Source organism: Pseudoalteromonas sp. APC 3694, assembly GCF_030407565.1.
Taxonomy (GTDB): Bacteria; Pseudomonadota; Gammaproteobacteria; order Enterobacterales; family Alteromonadaceae; genus Pseudoalteromonas; species Pseudoalteromonas tetraodonis.
Map to the genome: position 1 here is coordinate 1 of NZ_JASDDE010000044.1, position 18,495 is coordinate 18,495.

Sequence of the window (18,495 nt, forward strand, 5' to 3'; positions counted from 1 at the left end):
AAATCAAGCGATCAAAGCTGGTGAGAATCGGTGATCAAAGTCATGAGAATACGCACAGGTGATGAAAACTTACAGAACAAGCGCACAGTGGCAGCAGCTTTTGCTGAAACGCAGTACGTTTAGTGGTACTAATATTGAATTCTGCCAACACCATAATGTCGCTATTACGACTTATTATAAACAACGTGCTTTACTGGCAAAAGACCAGCCTAATTCCACCTTGCCAGTGCACACGCAGTGCCTTACATCATCACGTTTTGTCCAGGTAAAACAAACTACTGAAGTCTGCGCGCAAACTCGTCAAAATACGCTGCAGTTTGATACGCTAACCGGCCAACTCACGTTTCCTATCGATTTAGCGACGGCCGATATCGTTGCCATTATTAAAGGGCTAACGGTATGAGGATGTTCGTTGATGTACCCACCGTCTATTTATGTGCCGATGCCGTTGATTTTCGAAAATCAATTAATGGTCTGGGGGCGTTGGTGGAAGCAGAGCTTGAACTACCCGTGCTCAGTGGTGCGCTATTTGTGTTTTGTAATAAAGGCCGTGACAAACTCAAACTGCTTTACTGGGATAACACCGGTTTTGCACTGTGGTATAAGCGATTAGATAAGCATAAGTTCAAATGGCCCAAACTCATGTCACCCACCATGACCTTAAGCGAGCAGCAATTACACTGGTTATTATCGGGTTATGATGTGATTGGACACAGTAAAATTGATGTCGCAGGTAAGCAAATGCTTTAATATTTGCGATCGATTGATGATCATCAAAGTGAGTTCAGTTAGCACTGCAAAGCCTTTGATGATGCCTTAAAATAGGCGTCATGAAAAATGAACTCGCCCTTAAACAGCGCATTGCTGAACTTGAAAAACTGTTAGCGCAGAAGGATGCCCAGATTGCGGCATTGGAAGAGCGCTGGAACTTGGCCCAACAAAAACAATTCGGCAAAAGTGCTGAAGGCTTTGCCGGGCAAGGCGAGTTATTCAATGAAGTGGAAGAAATTGTTGAGGAAGTTGAGGCAGAGCAACAATCCATTAGCTATACCCGTAAAAAGCCGGTGCGTAAGCCACTGCCAAAAGACTTACCTCGTGAGCAGGTTATTCACGACATCATCGACAAAACCTGTGATTGCTTTGGCGGTGAGCTACATAAAATGGGTGAAGATAAGTCAGAAAAGCTTGAGTTCATACCCGCTAAAATCAAAGTGATTGAGCATATTAGGCCTAAATACGCCTGCCGTCACTGTGATAAATCCTCAACTCAGACACAGATTAAACAAGCCTCAATGCCTGCCATGCCCATCAACAAAGGCATTGCAACCAGCAGTTTGCTCAGTCAGCTTATCACCAGTAAATACCAATACGGGTTACCGCTGTATCGCCAGGAAGCGATGTTTAAGCAATACGGTATTGAACTCAGTCGACAGACCATGAGCAGCTGGATAGACAAATCAGCCTCACTCTTCGCGCCATTAGTTGAACGGCTTAAAGCCGAGCTGTTAAGGCAACCCACGCTGTTTGCCGATGAAACGCCATTAAAGGTGGTGAAATCGGACAAAGTAAACAGTTACATGTGGGTGTATTGCTCGGGTCGAGATTCACCAGACCCGAATAATCCCATCCCTAATATCGTACTTTACGACTTCCACAATAGTCGCGCGGCCGCCTGCGTGGTCAATTATCTTGATGGATATCAAGGGTACTTGCACGTGGATGGCTATCAAGCCTATGCCAGAACAGAGGCAACCTTAATTGGCTGCTGGGCGCATGCTCGTCGTAAATTTATCGACGCGAAAAAGCTACAAGGTAAAAACAAAACCGGCAAAGCGGATGTGGTATTGAGCCTTATCCAAAAACTGTACGGCGTTGAGTCACGCATCAAAGATAAAAGTGTGGATGACAAATATACGGCAAGACAAGAGGTTAGCCTGCCTATTCTTAGCAAGCTAAAAATATGGCTTGAGCAGGATCAGCCAAATTTAGTGGGGAACAGCAAACTGATAGAGGCAGCTAATTACCTGGCAAATCAATGGCACAAGCTCATACGCTATGTTGATGAAGGCCGACTTAGCATCGATAATAATAGAGCAGAACGCGCGGTAAAACCGTTTGTGATAGGCCGAAAGAATTGGTTATTTAGCCAAACGGCTAACGGTGCCCATGCTAGTGCCACCCTTTACAGCATTGTGGAAACCGCCAAGATAAATGGTCTAATCCCATTTAATTACATCTGTGCTTGCCTTGATGAACTGTGCCAGCCTGAGCCCGATATCGACAGCTTGTTACCCTGGAATTTTAAAACATAGGTGTAGTTCGCTAGACGCTCACCTTGTAAGAGGTTTTAGAAGTCTAAAGTGATCTAGTATCACAATGCTTAAACCGTTGACGACAAGAATCCCCTTGATTTATCAAGGGGTGCTTCAAAGATCAGATATTTAGTTACTCCATAGTGTTTTTAAAGCTTAATTCTTTTTAATAGTAGCTTAATAGAGTAATTAGTCTTGATTATTAACTATTTCACCAATGAGTTAGTAAGATGTTGATCCAATTAACTCGTTAGAATCGTCATTAACTTATTCACATATCCACAGTACCTATTAATTCTATTAAATCTATTAAAACTATAAGATCTATAAGAACTATAGGTGTCTGTAAGTTATTGTTATTAAAAGATAAAAATACAATAGCAGATCATATATTTGGTGTTTCGGATCATATATTTGGTGTTTTAGATCATATATTTGGTGTTTCGGATCATATATTTGGTGTTTAGATTACATATATTTGGTGTTTAGATTACATATATTTGGTGTTCTTTTTTAGAATAAGGTTCTGACGACATACACTATTTTTATAGTATATGTCTCATTGCTAGCATGCAAAATGATAGATTAAGCTCTTTTTTAATATATTTAACACAATTCTGAGGTTGAAAGTTTGTATTTGTGTATATGCGTAACATATTTTTGGTGTTGAGAGCTTGTATCTTTGTATGTACGTAACATATTTTTTGGTGTTGAGAGCTTGTATCTTTGTATGTACGTAACATATTTTTGGTGTTGAGAGCTTATATCTTTGCATGTACGCAACATATTTTTGGTGTTGAGAGCTTGTACCTTTGTATGTACATAACATATTCTTGGTGTTTTATTTATTTGTAGGGCTATATTCGTCGTATTTTATGGGAAGTTATTAAAAATAGGTCTACATTACATATTTTTGGTGTTATTGAGAGCACATACCAAAAATATGTAATATGCTTTTTAATATGGAATATCTAAATTATCTATAGTCAGTTTATTCGCAATATCTATTTCTTCTTTGCTGGATGCTTGTTCTGCGCGGTTATTACGCCTTTCAATCAAGGTTGTAGCTATTTTATTAGATAGCTTCTCATTACCAGTGTAATTGTATGCAGAAAGTAACAGTTTAAGTTCTGCAGTTGATAATTTTTTACCATTGCCTTCAGACTTTAATTGCTGCCTTTTAAGCTCTAGCTTTTTAATAGTTGTAATAGCATCGCGTTCATTAAATTCCTCAATATTGCCTTTTGTTATCCAACTCATAAGGAATTTGATAGCTATATACATTCTAATAACATTTACACTTCATAAGCTCAAGTGCTGAATAAATACACCAGCCCATATTAAAGTTGCGATGATAACGCTCACCATCACAGCCAAAGAGCCTAAGTCTTTCGCTAAACCTGACAGCGGATGAATTTCCGCGCCAATTCTATCGACTACTGCCTCAATAGCGGTATTGAAGATTTCTGCCAACAATACGAATAATAAAGCGCACCAAAGAATCACGTACTCAAAAAGTGAAAATGGAAAGAATAAACAGCCCACAACGAGAAGAACTGACAGCCAGAATTCTTGTTTAAACGCTGCTTCATTTGCTATCAGCCATTTAAACGCTCTGAGTGAATGCCCCGCTGCTAGGTATATTCGTTTTATTCCCGTCGGCTTTTGCTTAGTACCCATTGATTGGCTCCTGTTGGCTATTCTTAGCATTAGGTTTGGAATTAGGAAAGTGTAAGGTACGAAACACTACCGCGGCTATCAAACAAATGATTAACCATGACAACGTCATCGTTGTTAGTGTGTGACTTAAAAAATGGTCACCTATCGCCATCTTATAACTCCCCATAATCCAGCCAGTAGAAACAGCAAACGCTATCGCAATACATTGGTATTTCGGACGATAAAACAAAAAGAATAATGACATTAAGGCAAAACCACCGCTGGCATGACCCGCAGGAAAGCACTTGTACTTTTTAGTTGACTCAAACGATTCAGGCATTAATTCAAACGCCTTAACATAAGGGACATCGCCGCCATATAGTTCAAGCTGCGCAGGACAAGCACCATTGGTTGTTGCTTTTAAACCGCCGATGACTGACGGCACTAACATCAAAGAGAAAATAACCACTAATAATCGCTTTTGAAAGTGCTTAGAGTACTTGCGTCTACAAGCGATAACGTAAAAAGCAATGAGCGACAGTGCCAACAAAATAATGCTGTATTTAGGCAACAAGTAAAAAATAAAACGATAAGGCTCTTCATATTTATCAATTAACCACGTTTGGTTGGATGCATTGAATAACAAATTTTGAAGCCAAATATCGCTATTTGTTGTTTCAAATAAAAAAGCAATAAGCGTTAATGCATACATTGAATAAAGCAGGTGTTTACTCAAGTTCAAAACAATTCTCCATTTGCAAGGTGTTCCCTACTACCACTTCTATGGTCGAGTGGTGAATACCGTATTGAGCTGCGAGCAAATCTTTAATTGGCTTAAGATCTTGGAATTGTTCCATCGTTTTTAAGTTAACACTGGTTTCTAAATACACTTCGCTATCATCTAATTGCCACACATGAATGTGTCTTACTTTTTCAACATTCTCCATTGATTCGATATCCTTACAAATCTTATCGATATCGATATCAACGGGGACCGCTTGCATTAAAATACGAATACTTTGCTTAGCTAAAATAATACCGTGGTACACCACATAAACCGAGATAAGTATGGTTGCCAATAAATCGACAACATACCATTGATATAAAATGATCAAACTACCCGCAACAATGACAACGACAGAAGCAAAGGCATCAGATAAATTATGAATAAATGCCGCTCTGAGATTCAAGTTATTCTTCGCGCCTGCTTGATAAGTCAACCACGCGGTTATGGAATCAATCGCTAAGGCTATTGTCGCAATCCAAACAACAATCCAACCATCAATAGGTTGAGGGTTAAAGTACTTCTCAACTGCGGCATAAATGAGATATATACCAAGAATAATAAGGGTAGTAGTGTTGATTAATGCCCCGATAATTTCAGCCCGTTTAAAACCAAAAGTCATTTGGCTATTAGCGGGTTTTCTTGCAATTTTTCTCGCAACAATCGCAATAACGATAGCGCCTGCATCACTGAGGTTATGAAGCGCATCAGCAATCAAGGATAAACTACCTGATAAAACCCCGCCGATAACTTGGGCCACAGTAAGTAAAATATTGATAAATACTGCCATGCTTAATTTTCCGTCATGGTTATGTGCATGGCTGTGCGTATGGTTATTATTTGACATTTACTCTTCCTCTTGCATAACAAATAGTGGTGATGGCGCTTTTTCAGGCAATGACATATCTGTGCTGATATTTAACGCATGTAGTAAAGAAAAAGAAAAAGCATCGTGAGAACTTTCTTTTTTACTTTGTTTGACCGTACTTTCCATATCAACGTGTGATGAAGAGCCGAACCAAGCAATTAAAGGTACATGAGTCTGTTCTTCAGGCGCCAGCATGTAAGGCATACCATGTAAGTAGAGTCCGTTCTTACCTAACGATTCACCATGATCGCCAATATAAAACATGGCAGTTTCAAAGTTGGTATTGTTCTCTTCTAATAAATTAATGGTTTCATTGATAAAGTAATCGGTATAGAGAATGGCATTATCATACGCATTAACAATTTCGCTAGTTTCACAGGCGGAGAGTTCGCTTGTTTGACAGGCAGGAGTGAACTTCTCAAAGTCTTTGGGGTATCGTTTGTAATATGCCGGGCCGTGGTTGCCCATTTGATGAAGCACTATGAGTACACTACCTTCTTGATCATCAATATACCCCTGTAAACCGTCTAACATACCAATGTCACGACACTCTATATCGCACACTGAATTTAGCTCAGGTGATTTGAAATTTTGGTATTCGACACGATCTGCGACGCCTTTTGAACTAGAGTTATTGTCTCGCCAAAGGACACTTACCCCGGCTTTGGAAATAACATCTAATACGTTTTGTGTTCGCCGTGCTTTTTTATTATCAAATGACTCTCGGTTATCGAATGAAAACATACAAGGGACCGAAATCGCGGTTGATGTGCCACAAGCATAGAATTTATCAAAACTAATTAAATCATCTCTTTGAGCTAATAATGGTGTAGTTTCTCGTTTATAGCCATTTATAGAAAGATTACCCGCATGGACAGTTTCACCGACAATGACAATGTAGAGTTTTTTATGCGACTCTTTATCAATATCATTGGCAGAGTTTACTACCATTAAAAATTCGTTATTTTCTTGCTGTTCAAGCACGTCCTTGAGGAAAAATCCCGTAGAGTAAATGGGATAGATAGGATTTAAGTAAAATCTTAATGGCTTGTGTTCTCTAAAGAAATTAGTGAATTGAGCACTAAAAATATAAAGTGAAACAGTAATTACACCAAGTGCCATGATGGTATTACTTATTTGTAGCCAACAGTTTTTTGTCCATGACGATTTATCTATTTTGACCATAAAAAGGCAAGCTATAGGTACTATGGCTAACAACAAAACAGTTAAAAAATACTCAAATGACAGTAAGTCAGTTGCTTCATCGATATTCGTTTCAGCAATGTTTTGAATCATTACATTATCAATGATGGTGCCAAAGCTATCGGTATAATAACCAGCCATGGCAGATAAGAGTAAAAGACTGCTCAGTACTATTCGAACGGGAATGATAATACTGAAAAATGACACAATAATGGTTAATACACTCATTACCACAAGAGTCAGCGCGATAATAAAACCTTGATTATCTTGCCACGGGTATACCGAATTAACTTGTTCAAAAAATGTAGAATTGCCCGTCACTATAATAAATAGCACGGTGGCGATAATAAGGAGGTTTGGCGAATAATTGAAAAACGACAGCTTTTTCATCATTATTCCCTAAATTTAGGATGCAAAAATTCGAAGCTAATAAAAGCCTACTATTGAATCTCTGCATCGAGTGAAAATGACTGGCTAAGCCCTGCTTTTGACAAGAGCTTAGCTAGTAGCGATTTATAGTGCTATCAAATTAGTTACTTACTTTATTAATTTGTAAGTTAATGAGTAAGTCACTAAGTTATCTAGCGCGTTAGTCTCTAAGATCTTTGATTTTGGCTTTTGAGAACCAAGCATATAAAACCGGTAACACAAACAAGGTGAGTAACGTTGCAGTAACCAAACCGCCAACAATAACACTCGCCAGTGGTCGTTGAATTTCAGCGCCAACTCCATTGGACATCAGCATTGGAATTAAACCTAACGCAGAAGTAATGGCGGTCATTAATACTGGACGTAAACGAGATACTGCCCCATCAAAAACAGCTTTTGAGGTGTCTATACCATCTTTTACCAGCTGGTTAATGCTTTCTACCATGACTACACCATTAAGCACGGCGACACCAAACAAAGTGATAAAGCCGACTGAACTTGGCACTGACAAGTATTGACCTGAAATATACAGTGAGAAAATACCACCTATAACGGCCAAGGGTACATTCACTAAAATAAGCATCGCTTGACCAACAGAGCCAAAGGCGAAATAAAGTAGCAAGGCAATTAGTGCCAATGATAGAGGCACTACCACTGATAGTCGCTGCTGCGCACGTTGTTGGTTTTCAAATTGACCACCAATCACTACAGAATAACCTGCAGGTAAATCTACTTTGCTATCAATAACTGCACGAATGTCGCTAACAACACTTCCCATGTCTCGACCTTGAACATTGGCTTGAATTACCACGCGTCGCTGTACATCATCACGTCGCACTTGTGGTGGGCCAGATTCAAAACTGACGGTAGCAATATCGCCTAAACGTACCCAAGCACCCGTAGGTGATTGTATTCTCAGATCTGCAATAGCTTCTTGGTTATCACGGTATTTTTCTTCAATGCGAACATAAATATCATAACGTTCATTGCCATTGATTATTTGGCCAGCGCTAACGCCACCGATACCGTTTTTAACCACTTCCATGACATCGCCAACTGAAAAACCAAAACGTGACAATTGCTGTCTTTTCGGTTTAATCACTAACTGTGCTTCACCAGCGATTTGCTCTAAGGCTACATCTCTTGCGCCATCAATTTGTTTGATTGCCGCTTCAATTTCTTGACCTTTGCTCGCCAACATATCTAATTCTGGTCCAAACAATTTAATGGCAAGTTGCGCTTTAACTCCTGACAGTAATTCATCTACACGAGTCGCTATGGGCTGTGAAAAGTTAAGTAATAACCCTGGGAATTGCTCAAGTTTCTCTTCCATTAAACCTTGTAATTCAACGCGATTTTTGGCACTTGTCCATTCTGAAACAGGTTTTAAGCCAATGTAAATTTCGATGTTATTAACTGGTTCAGGATCACCGCCGATTTCAGCACGTCCAATTCGACTTAGGGTATATTCAACTTCGGGGAACTCCATTAACTTTTCTTCAAGAATTGGAGCAACCGACAAGGCTGTTTCTAAACTTGCTGATGGCGCTAATGTTGCTCTTAGGTTAATGGTACCCTCTTCTAATTCTGGTACAAATTCAGTCCCTATTTGAGGTATTAAAGATGCTGCACCCACAAGTAACAATAATGAAGCAATAATAACTACTTTCGTGTGTTTCATCGCGGCTTTGAGGCCTTTTCGATAAAGCTTATCTAATGGTTTTAAGACAAAACTTTCTCTTTCTTTAACGCCTTTATTAAACATAAAGGTTGCTAAGGCTGGAACCACAAACAGTGCCACTAAAATAGCCGAAATAACCGCTAAAATAATACTGATAGCCATCGGCTGGAACAATTTAGCTTCCACTCCTTCAAAGCTAAATAACGGTGTAAATACCACTAAAATAATAGAGGCAGCAAAAAATACCGGGCGTGCAACTTCTTTTCCTGCTTCTTTTAATCGTAGAGGAATGCCTTCTTTATCATGTTCTACATCGTGGGGATCAGCATCTGTGCCTAACGTTCTCGCTTGCGCATTTTTGTAATGTGTTGAATCAGGTCTATTAAGGTGTTTGAACATGTTTTCAACCATCACAACAGAGCCATCAACCAACATACCAATAGCAACAGCGATACCACCTAACGACATTAAGTTTGCCGATAAACCTATCCAAGACATCACCATTAAGGCGATAGCGATTGAAATAGGAATTGAAATTAACACTAAAAAGGTTGCGCGTAAGTTCATTAAAAACAGAGCAAGTACGATAACGATAAATATAAATGCCAGCGCTAATGCTTGCACTACAGTATCAACTGCTTTAGTAATTAAATCTGCCTGATCGTAGAAAGGTTCAAAACGTACGCCTTCAGGTAGTGCTTGGTTGATCATTGGAATACGTGCACTTATACCGTCGATTGTCGCTTTAGTATTTGCGCCCATACGTTTCAATACGATACCTGAAACCACTTCACCTAAGTTTTCAATGTTACCCTGTGCATCTCTGCGCGTCATAGTAACTGCGCCTTGGCGTATTTCACTACCCAGCGAAACCTTGGCTACATCTTCGATAGTCACCACAGTACCATCAACCGTTTTAACCGGTACTTGTCTAATATCAGCTAAACCTGCTTCGCCACTATTAAACCAACCTGTGCCACGAATAACTAATTGATCTTGTCCACGGTTCATGTACCAACCGCCAACATTGGCATTGTTGTTATCGAGTGCAGTAACAATATCGTCTTGCGTTAACTCATATGATAATAATTTACTTGGCTCAATGTTGACTTGATACTGTCTGACGTTGCCGCCAAAAGATAAGACGTCGGTAACACCATCTACCGGCATAACCAATAACTTTACTATCCAATCGTTCAAGCTCCTTAAGGTCATAGAATCATAACCAGAATCTTTATCTGCAATTAACAAATACTGAAAAACTTGACCCAAACCTGAGGTGTTAGGTCCCATTGCTGGTGTGCCCACGCCTTGCGGAATTAACTCTTTTGCCGCTTGTAAACGCTCAAATACTAACTGGCGAGCAAAGTAGATGTCTGTGCCTCCTTTAAAGACAACAGTAACACCCGATAAACCCGTTTTTGAAATAGAGCGTACTTGCTCTACATCAGGCAACGCATACATTACTGCTTCAATGGGATAGGTTATTAACTGCTCTACTTCTTCAGCGGCTAAGCCCGGTGCTTCAGTATTAACCGCTACCTGAACATTGGTTACATCAGGAAAAGCATCTAAATTTAGTTTTGGGATCACCATAACAGAGCCTGCCATAGTAGCAATTAGGGCGATAATTACTAAGAGTCGATTATTGATCGACCAATCAATCATTTTATTAAACATAATCTTATTCCCCTAGTGGCCGTGCGGATCAAATCCGCCTTTTGCTATTTCTGACGCAACAAAAAAGGCACCTTTTGTTACCACACGGGTATTAGGCTCAATACCGATAATTTGACGGTAATTGCCTAATGGCTGACCTAATTCAACTTCAACGGCTTTAAATTCACCAGGATGGTCTTCAACAAATACCGTCCAATCACCATCGGCACCACGCATTAATGCTGTTTCTGGTACTGCTATTACAGGGCTTTGCGTATCAAACTGAAAATTTACATTAACAAACATGCCTGAATGCAAACTGTCATCAGTATTTTCAACCGACAGTCTAACGATTCGGGTACGCGTACTTGGATCAATGGTATGTGCTTCTTGAATGACCTTGGCAACATGCACTTGCCCGGCAAACTCAACTTTTGCAATGGTGCCAATAGGAAGACTTAATTTTTTATTTGGCGAAACACGCGCTTCAACCCATAAGTCTTTTTCATCAGCCAATACCATGATTTTTTCACCGGCAGGCACACGTTGTCCTTGAGAGAAATCATCACTTAAAACCACACCAGAGCGCTGAGCGACTAAGGTATATTCACCAAGATTTGATGAGTTGTTTTTTACAATATCTTTAATGGCTGCTTTGGTTAAACCAAAGGCAGTTAATCGACCATAAGCTGAAATGTAATCTGATTCACTGGCTAATAGGCGGCTTTCACTGACGGTGCCAAGGCCCAATTTTTTAGTTCGTTGCCACTCACTGTAAGCAACACGATATTGTGCTTGTGCTTCGGCCATTGATTCACTAAATAAGGTAACTAAAGACTGACCCTTAGTCACATGTTCACCTAAAATAGCATGACGACTGATCACTACCGATTCAGTACGTGAAGAGACAATGTAACTGGTATAACCGTTCGCTTTTATTTCTCCTGGTGCATAGATACTTTTAGCAAAAATTGCCGGCTTTAAGTTAGTCACTTTGATATTGGCCAGTGCCATTTTTTCTGGACTAAAACTTATGCCTTCTTCATGTTCTTCTTCAGCTGTTTCTTTACTCGCTGTTTCACTACCATGGTCATGACCGTCATCAGATTTCTCCTCCGCAGCATGGTCGTCTTTGCTTTCATCACTACCATGTTCATGACCACTTTCGTCATGCACTTCTTCACTTTCAGAGTCATGATCATGGTCAGTTTTTAATACGATGGATTGCTCTACTGCTGGCGTTTTTTCTAGAGCGGCATCGTTATATGATAATGCCGTAGTTGACACGACAGCTAAGCCAGTAAATAAACTACTTAGGGTAATGAGTTTTATTTTTTTCACTATTTTATGAGATGTTTTATCAGTTATTTTATTTTTCATTTTTAATTCCAAATTCTGTAACAATTCACGCTCATCAAGCCGCGTAAAGTGATATAATAGGTTTAGTTTAATAGCTTAGTTGCCGCATTTAATTGGCCTACATCGAGTAGCCATTGCACTTCGCTTATTTTGAACTGGGCTTGTAATTCAATGCCCGCGTATAAACCTTCCGCTCTTTGTTGTAATGCCAATAAATAATCCGAGGTATTTAAATCACCTACTTGCCATTGTTTTTGCAATAACTGCGCGCTGTGTTCGCCGCGTCCTTGCATTAACTGTTGCCAACGGTCAAGGTATTTTTTATTAGAGATTAGTGAGGCAGTACTTGCCTGTATCAAATACTTTTGCTTACGCATTACTGAACGAAAATTTGCTTCTGCGGCGATAGCTTGTTGGTTTTGTGCTTTGGCATTAGCTTGGTAATCATTACGAATATTTAACGGCATAGAAAAAGTAACTCCGACAACATTATCGACATCATTTTTTCCGGTACTAATTCCAATGGTAGGATCGGCTTTGGTTTCAAGCATGGCATATTGAGCTTTACTTTTTTGCATTTGCCACAGTGCTTGAGAGGCTAATACTTGCGGGTGCTGCGTTAACCACTGCTCAGCTACTTGAAAGTTTGTAACGCCTAAGCCCTGCTCTGGATATGCTTGTGTATCAGGACGCCAATCAGGCAACAACTCATTAACCTTGGCTTGAGCTTGTGTTAACTGTGCTTGTATTTGGGCCGTTTTATTAAGCATTTGCGACAAATTCAAGAAAGTTAACTCAGCATCAACCTGACCAAGATCGCCAGCTTTCTGCCTTTTAGTTACAATTTTAAGCAAGGTTTCTAACTGTTGCTCTTGTTCAAAAGCAAGTGACGACTTATCCATGGCAAGTTGCCAATTAATAAGTGCTTTTAAGGCTTGTGCTTTTTTCTGCTCTATCGCATAAGTGAATTGTTTACTGGCCGCCGTTAATATTTTATCGCCGATAGCAGCATTAACAGCCTGCTTATCCCACAAGTCAATCGTTTGGCTAATACCAATATTGTAATTATTTCCGTCACCTTCACGCTCGTAACCTGTCGATAGTTCTGGGTTGTAAAGTGGTAACTTACTGCCCTGTGCTTTGGAAAATTCAGCATTCATGAGTTCACGTGCTGAGACAATATCAGGGTGTTTATTGATTTGCCGATCGAGCCAGTCACTCGATAGCGTTGGCTTAGCAAAAGCGAAGCTACTAACAGATAAACTTGCTGAAAAGCCGATAAATAATGCGATTCCAGTAGATTTTGCTGAGAAAAATTTCATAATAATCTCTTAATTTAATAATAAAATGCCGCAACTAAACCAACTAGGCTACATTAAGCGCTAGTTAAGAATAAATTTGTTACGAATATAGCTTTAAAACTAAATTAAACGATTGGGGGGCGTATAGGTTCTTCAGTGAATATTTTATCTACATGAACAGCATAAAAATATTGATTTGTAATAATAAGTTTAGGGGTCTGTAGTGTAGATTTATTACTGGCAACCCACTGTGTGTGAGTGCCTTGACAGTGACCACAATGATGGCAATCTTTAATATTATGTTCAGTGTCAGATGATTCATCGAAAAGTTCAATATCTTCACTATCATGGGAATGTTCTGTTTGAATATGTAGAGAGTCAATCTGATGACTTTCATTTGAATTAGCCACAGAAGCAAACGACTGCAATGCAATCGATAGTACTACTAACAAACTAATCCAAGTATTTTTCATTTTTACTCTAACATCAAAATTTTAAAAAACATGGTAGTCAAGAAACCCACTCAAGTCAATCAAATTAAGTAGTTTATACAGGACAATCCACGGCAAGATCATTATAAATTGAACTTCTAGAACAAGTAGCGATCAGATCAAGGCATTATAATCACCTTGGTCACTTAATATGAGCGCTACTTTTCTGAAACACTTTGATTCAATTACCGATCCTCGCATTGAACGCTGTAAAAAGCATGAACTTATCGATATTCTCCTCTTAGCCATTAGTGCTGTACTCTCCGGCGCAGAAGGATGGGAGGATATTGAAGATTTTGGGCATCTAAAACTTGATTGGTTAAAAAAATATGGCGCTTTCAAAGAGGGTATCCCAAGACACGACACCATTGCCCGTGTCATTTGTCGGTTAAAATCAGATGAAATAGAGCATTCATTTCAATCTTGGATATCATCACTTATTGAAACCACTGGTGCTGATATCATTGCCATTGATGGAAAAACAGCACGTCGTTCATTTACAACCAAAGATAGAAAAAGTGCCTTACATACCGTCAGCGCATGGAGCTGCCAACACCAATTAGGGGTTTTGCGCCCATCCCCTCGAAATTAACCTTAGTCTAAATTTTTAAGCTTTTTTCTAACTCTAATTACCGTACTTCGACTAACTCCAACTGCTTCAGCCGTTTTATTAATACTAAATCCAGCTTCAGTAAACGAGGCAATCCTATCATGAGCCTCTAAATCAGGCTGACGACCGTGATAAAGTCCCTTTTGCTGTGCTTTTACAATACCTTCTTTTTGCTTACGTTCACGTTCTCGATATTCTTTATATGCACTGGCCGCTAATATTTCTAACAGCATATTATTAATAGCACTAAGTATTGATCTCATAAAATCATCACTTGGAAAACTGCCAAATGTTAAATGACTGGTTGGTAGATCTAAACTAACAACACTAATTCCTTTTTCATTTATTGAGGCTACAAGAGTTTTCCAATCATCAGGGCTTAGCCTTGTTAAACGATCGATTGATTCAACTAACAAAACATCACCGGACTCTGATTCATCCAATAAACGAATTAGCTCTGGTCTATCTAAAGAATTACCAGATTTATTTTCTATATAAAAAGAAGCAATTCGTTTGCTGAAGCCAGAAACGAATTTTTTTAATGAGCTTTTTGCTCTATTTGCATCTTGCTCAGAAGTTGATGCTCGTAAATATGCTCTTATGAACATTTTTGCCTAATTAGGTCTATTTAGATGGTGTCATATCATATAGGTTTATTTAAGTGGTGTCATTACGTAATTGCCTGTGATATATTAACAGTATCTTTAGGGTGTACTCATGTAGAACTGCATGTAATAACACTAATTTGGACTTTGATAATGAAAAAGGATAAACCATACATTGTTGTGGTTTAATATTGTTGTAACAACGGTAACTTTACTTATTTAATAGAAGAAAAAACAAAATCAATTAGCGATGTTTAAACTGGTATTCATTGATGGTCACTTTAATTAGATATAAAGTAAGTAAACAAAAAGTCAGTAAGGTAATTGATAACGTGTCTAAACGAACCATAAGTATGTTGGCTAAAGAACTGAGTGTAAATGTCGAAACAATTCGCTTTTATGAACGCAAAGGCTTAATTAAACAACCACCAAAGCCTATGCAGGGCTATAGACATTACCCGAAAGAAACGGTAAATAGAATACATTTTATCAAGCGTTCTCAAGAATTAGGTTTTACGCTAAATGAGATTGAAGGGTTACTTGCGTTAAACGATAGTCCATGTAGTAAAGTACAAGAATTAGCTAATAAAAAACTGATCGCAGTACAAAAAAAGATGGCTGACTTGTTGTTGTTAGAACACGCTTTGGAAGAACATTTAGGACAATGCCAAAATAATGATGACGATAGCCACTGCCCAATAATTGATTCGTTGCAACCGAAGTAAATGATTCACTTAACTACCATTTCCCACTAAAACAGCATATCCAATTTTACTTCTGCGCCTTAATTCAAGTTAGCTTATTCCCCGTATCTGTCGTAGCAGATTATCAAAGATAAATTTTTTATAAATCACCCTTGACTCCGTACTTAGGTACATGCAATACACTTGCATTATCACTTAATGAGGTATCTATATGAATCAAAAAGAATCAAACCTTCCAATGATAGGAGGCATCATAGCAGCATTAGGCGCAGGCGTATGCTGTGTAGGTCCTTTGCTCCTGTTATTACTTGGGGTAAGTGGCTCATGGATTGGTAATTTAACTGCATTTGAACCCTATAGGCCATTATTTATCGCATTTGTAGTGTTGTTGTTTGGTTACTCAGGTTGGAAAATTTACCGTCCTGTAGAAGAGTGTGAGCCGGGAACGGCCTGTGCAATTCCTAAGAAACAGCAACAACGAAAAGTAATTTTCTGGCTGAGCGTTATAGTTGCGACAATTTTAGTGACCAGTAATTATTGGATACTTTTGTTTGCTTAATATACAGATCAAGAAATTTATAACATTTTAAAATTTGGAGCTAATTATGAAAAAATTATTATTAACCGCACTGCTTTCACTTTCTAGTTTTGGTGCTTTTGCTGAAGTAAAAACAGTTACACTGGAAGTGCCAACGATGAACTGTGCGACATGTCCAATCACAGTTAAAAAGTCATTAGAAAATGTTGATGGCGTTGAAAATGCGAAAGTTACCTACAAGCCTAAGCTAGCTGTTGTTTCTTTTGATGACACTAAAACCAACATCAATGCATTAATTGCAGCGACTACCAACGCTGGCTACCCTTCAAATTTAAAAAGTGAAAATAAGTAATGTTTAGCCCCTTAGAACTAGTTACGCGTATCGGAGATAAAGCAGGCTCTATAGGTGCACTTGTTTCGGCAATGGGATGCGCCATGTGTTTTCCCGCGATAGCTAGTCTTGGTGCGGCAATTGGGATGGGATTTCTTAGTCAGTGGGAAGGGGTATTTATCAATACGTTGTTACCACTGTTTGCAGTATTAGCGCTGGCAATGAATATCTTAGGCTGGTTTAGCCATCGTCAATGGCACCGTAGTTTTATCGGTTCAATTGGCCCCATTTTGGTTTTACTCTCTTTATACCCTTGGTTCCAGTACGGGTGGAGTTCATACGTTACTTATACGGGGCTAGGACTAATGGTTGCTGTATCAATTTGGGACATGGTTTCTCCTGCGAATAAACGCTGTGATGATGAAACTTGTACCGCTTAACTTTTTAAGAGGAATAAAATATGTCAACGAATAGTTGTTGCTCGTCAAATGACATCCAGCCAGAACAATTACATGTAGCCATTATTGGTAGTGGTTCAGGGGCCTTTGCCAGTGCGATTAAAGCAGCAGAAGGCGGAGCAAGAGTTACTATCATTGAAGGAGCCGATGTAATCGGAGGTTGCTGTGTAAATGTCGGCTGTGTTCCTTCAAAAATATTGATCCGTGCTGCGCAATTAGCGCATCAGCAACGTACTAACCCGTTTGATGGTTTAGAAAATATTCAGCCACAACTTAGCCGCTCCTTATTAGCACATCAGCAAAACGCTCGCGTCGAAGAACTACGCGATGCTAAATATCAACGTATTTTAGAGAGTAATCCCGCGCTATCTTTACTTAAAGGTTATGCACGTTTTAAAAATCAAAATACCTTGCTAGTTCACAAGTCTGATGGTAGTGAAGAAGAGCTGGTTGCAGATCGCATTTTAATTGCAACAGGCTCTACACCAAGCATTCCGCCAATTAAGGGTTTAGTTGATACACCTTATTGGACATCAACAGAAGCCTTATTTGCAGAAGAGTTACCGAGTAGTCTAGTTGTCATCGGCTCCTCCGTTGTTGCTCTGGAAATTGCGCAAGCTTATGCCCGTTTAGGTAGCCGTGTGACAATTCTAGCCAGACATACCCTTTTATATGCTGAAGATCCGTTATTAGGTGAAAAACTGGCAGAGTGCTTTGAAAAAGAAGGTATTAGGGTACTTAATAATACGCAAGCAAGTCATGTTTCTTATGATAGCAATGGTTTTTCATTGGAAACTAACGAAGGAACATTAATCGCTGAAAAATTGCTTATCTCTACGGGTCGCCATGCAAATACTGGAAAGCTTGGTTTAGAAAATGTTGGTGTTGAAACAGATAAAAGTGGTGCCATTGTTGTTAATAGTATGATGGAAACATCAACAGCTAACATTTATGCCGCTGGAGATTGCTCCAATATGCCACAATTTGTTTATGTTGCTGCTGCTGCCGGAAGTAGGGCTGGAATTAATATGACAGGTGGAAATGCGCAACTCGACTTATCTACCATGCCTGCTGTTATATTCACCGACCCACAAGTTGCTACGGTAGGTCTAACCGAAGTACAAGCTTCAGCGGTAGGAATAAATACGATAAGTCGTGTACTTGATATGGAAAACGTACCAAGAGCTTTAGCAAATTTTGAAACGGATGGTTTTATCAAGTTGGTAGCTGAAGAATCCACGGGAAAACTGATAGGCGCACAAATTTTAGCCCATGAAGGCGGAGAACTGATTCAAAGTGCGGCTCTTGCTATTCATAATAAAATGACAGTCGAAGAATTGGCAGGTCAACTATTTCCGTATTTGACGATGGTTGAAGGATTGAAGTTATGCGCTCAAACCTTTAGCAAAGACGTTAAAGAGCTATCTTGCTGCGCAGGGTAATCATTTAACGGTAATGTACTTACAGAAATGTTAATGGAGTGCCAATTGATTGAATGTAATC

Annotated in this window: 18 protein-coding genes and 1 pseudogene; 9 read left to right on the top strand and 10 right to left on the bottom strand. The window is 39.2% G+C overall.

The window, feature by feature from the left end; all coding sequences use genetic code 11:
• Positions 1–61: 61 nt before the first annotated feature.
• The 3 genes from QMA00_RS14025 (at position 62) to QMA00_RS14035 (ending at position 2,312) form a co-directional block, all read left to right on the top strand.
• Positions 62–403, top strand: a complete 342-nt coding sequence (locus tag QMA00_RS14025) for a hypothetical protein (protein WP_008467385.1) — start codon at positions 62–64, stop codon at positions 401–403.
• Positions 400–750, top strand: a complete 351-nt coding sequence (gene tnpB / locus QMA00_RS14030; protein ID WP_016899347.1) for an IS66 family insertion sequence element accessory protein TnpB — start codon at positions 400–402, stop codon at positions 748–750. The genes QMA00_RS14025 and tnpB overlap by 4 nt, the downstream gene beginning before the upstream one ends.
• Positions 751–830: 80 nt before the next feature.
• Positions 831–2,312 carry an IS66 family transposase gene (locus QMA00_RS14035; RefSeq protein ID WP_076923268.1) on the top strand — a complete coding sequence of 494 codons (1,482 nt, stop codon included), beginning with the start codon at positions 831–833 and terminating at the stop codon, positions 2,310–2,312.
• Positions 2,313–3,269: 957 nt separating this feature from the next.
• On the opposite strand, the gene QMA00_RS14040 is transcribed toward QMA00_RS14035, so the two are convergent.
• The 9 genes from QMA00_RS14040 to QMA00_RS14080 form a co-directional block, all read right to left on the bottom strand.
• Positions 3,270–3,572, bottom strand: a complete 303-nt coding sequence (locus tag QMA00_RS14040) for a hypothetical protein (protein ID WP_008467353.1) — start codon at positions 3,570–3,572, stop codon at positions 3,270–3,272.
• 42 nt (positions 3,573–3,614) lie between these two features.
• Positions 3,615–3,992 carry a diacylglycerol kinase gene (locus tag QMA00_RS14045; RefSeq protein ID WP_010554758.1) on the bottom strand — a complete coding sequence of 126 codons (378 nt, stop codon included), beginning with the start codon at positions 3,990–3,992 and terminating at the stop codon, positions 3,615–3,617.
• A complete protein-coding gene (locus tag QMA00_RS14050; protein WP_002962876.1) occupies positions 3,982–4,713 on the bottom strand; it encodes a phosphatase PAP2 family protein in 732 nt (243 codons plus the stop codon). Before QMA00_RS14050 ends, QMA00_RS14045 begins: the two co-directional genes overlap by 11 nt.
• Entirely contained in the window at positions 4,700–5,602 is a 903-nt protein-coding gene (locus QMA00_RS14055; RefSeq protein WP_016899514.1) for a cation diffusion facilitator family transporter, read from the bottom strand. Before QMA00_RS14055 ends, QMA00_RS14050 begins: the two co-directional genes overlap by 14 nt.
• On the bottom strand, positions 5,603–7,216 hold the full coding sequence (locus QMA00_RS14060; RefSeq protein ID WP_016899515.1) for a phosphoethanolamine--lipid A transferase: 1,614 nt from the start codon (positions 7,214–7,216) through the stop codon (positions 5,603–5,605). It abuts the gene before it with no gap.
• A gap of 199 nt (positions 7,217–7,415) precedes the next feature.
• A complete protein-coding gene (locus QMA00_RS14065; RefSeq protein WP_016899516.1) occupies positions 7,416–10,616 on the bottom strand; it encodes a CusA/CzcA family heavy metal efflux RND transporter in 3,201 nt (1,066 codons plus the stop codon).
• Between the two features lie 12 nt (positions 10,617–10,628).
• The gene (locus QMA00_RS14070; RefSeq protein WP_076923154.1) at positions 10,629–11,975 is read right to left on the bottom strand and encodes an efflux RND transporter periplasmic adaptor subunit; all 1,347 of its coding nucleotides are present in this window, start codon (positions 11,973–11,975) and stop codon (positions 10,629–10,631) included.
• Between the two features lie 62 nt (positions 11,976–12,037).
• The gene (locus QMA00_RS14075; RefSeq protein ID WP_016899518.1) at positions 12,038–13,276 is read right to left on the bottom strand and encodes a TolC family protein; all 1,239 of its coding nucleotides are present in this window, start codon (positions 13,274–13,276) and stop codon (positions 12,038–12,040) included.
• A gap of 104 nt (positions 13,277–13,380) precedes the next feature.
• A complete protein-coding gene (locus QMA00_RS14080; RefSeq protein WP_016899519.1) occupies positions 13,381–13,728 on the bottom strand; it encodes a hypothetical protein in 348 nt (115 codons plus the stop codon).
• A 169-nt stretch (positions 13,729–13,897) separates the two neighbouring features.
• On the opposite strand from QMA00_RS14080, the pseudogene QMA00_RS14085 reads away from it, so the two are divergent.
• Positions 13,898–14,305: pseudogene (locus QMA00_RS14085) on the top strand (ISAs1 family transposase); the annotation flags it as partial.
• A 35-nt stretch (positions 14,306–14,340) separates the two neighbouring features.
• Here the strand turns inward: QMA00_RS14085 and QMA00_RS14090 are convergent.
• Complete coding sequence (locus QMA00_RS14090; RefSeq protein WP_008467336.1) at positions 14,341–14,964, bottom strand: recombinase family protein; 624 nt, start codon at positions 14,962–14,964, stop codon at positions 14,341–14,343.
• Between the two features lie 269 nt (positions 14,965–15,233).
• Between QMA00_RS14090 and merR the strand changes: the two genes are divergently transcribed.
• From merR to merA, 5 genes are all read left to right on the top strand, one after another.
• Complete coding sequence (gene merR / locus QMA00_RS14095) at positions 15,234–15,686, top strand: Hg(II)-responsive transcriptional regulator (protein WP_008110844.1); 453 nt, start codon at positions 15,234–15,236, stop codon at positions 15,684–15,686.
• Between the two features lie 190 nt (positions 15,687–15,876).
• Positions 15,877–16,224 carry a mercuric transporter MerT family protein gene (locus QMA00_RS14100; protein WP_008467333.1) on the top strand — a complete coding sequence of 116 codons (348 nt, stop codon included), beginning with the start codon at positions 15,877–15,879 and terminating at the stop codon, positions 16,222–16,224.
• Positions 16,225–16,270: 46 nt separating this feature from the next.
• Positions 16,271–16,555 carry a mercury resistance system periplasmic binding protein MerP gene (gene merP, locus QMA00_RS14105; protein ID WP_008110847.1) on the top strand — a complete coding sequence of 95 codons (285 nt, stop codon included), beginning with the start codon at positions 16,271–16,273 and terminating at the stop codon, positions 16,553–16,555.
• On the top strand, positions 16,555–16,974 hold the full coding sequence (gene merC, locus QMA00_RS14110) for an organomercurial transporter MerC (protein ID WP_008467331.1): 420 nt from the start codon (positions 16,555–16,557) through the stop codon (positions 16,972–16,974). The genes merP and merC overlap by 1 nt, the downstream gene beginning before the upstream one ends.
• Before the next feature lie 20 nt (positions 16,975–16,994).
• Positions 16,995–18,434: a mercury(II) reductase gene (gene merA / locus QMA00_RS14115; protein ID WP_008467329.1), complete on the top strand. Its 1,440-nt coding sequence runs from the start codon at positions 16,995–16,997 to the stop codon at positions 18,432–18,434.
• The last annotated feature ends 61 nt before the right edge of the window (positions 18,435–18,495 follow it).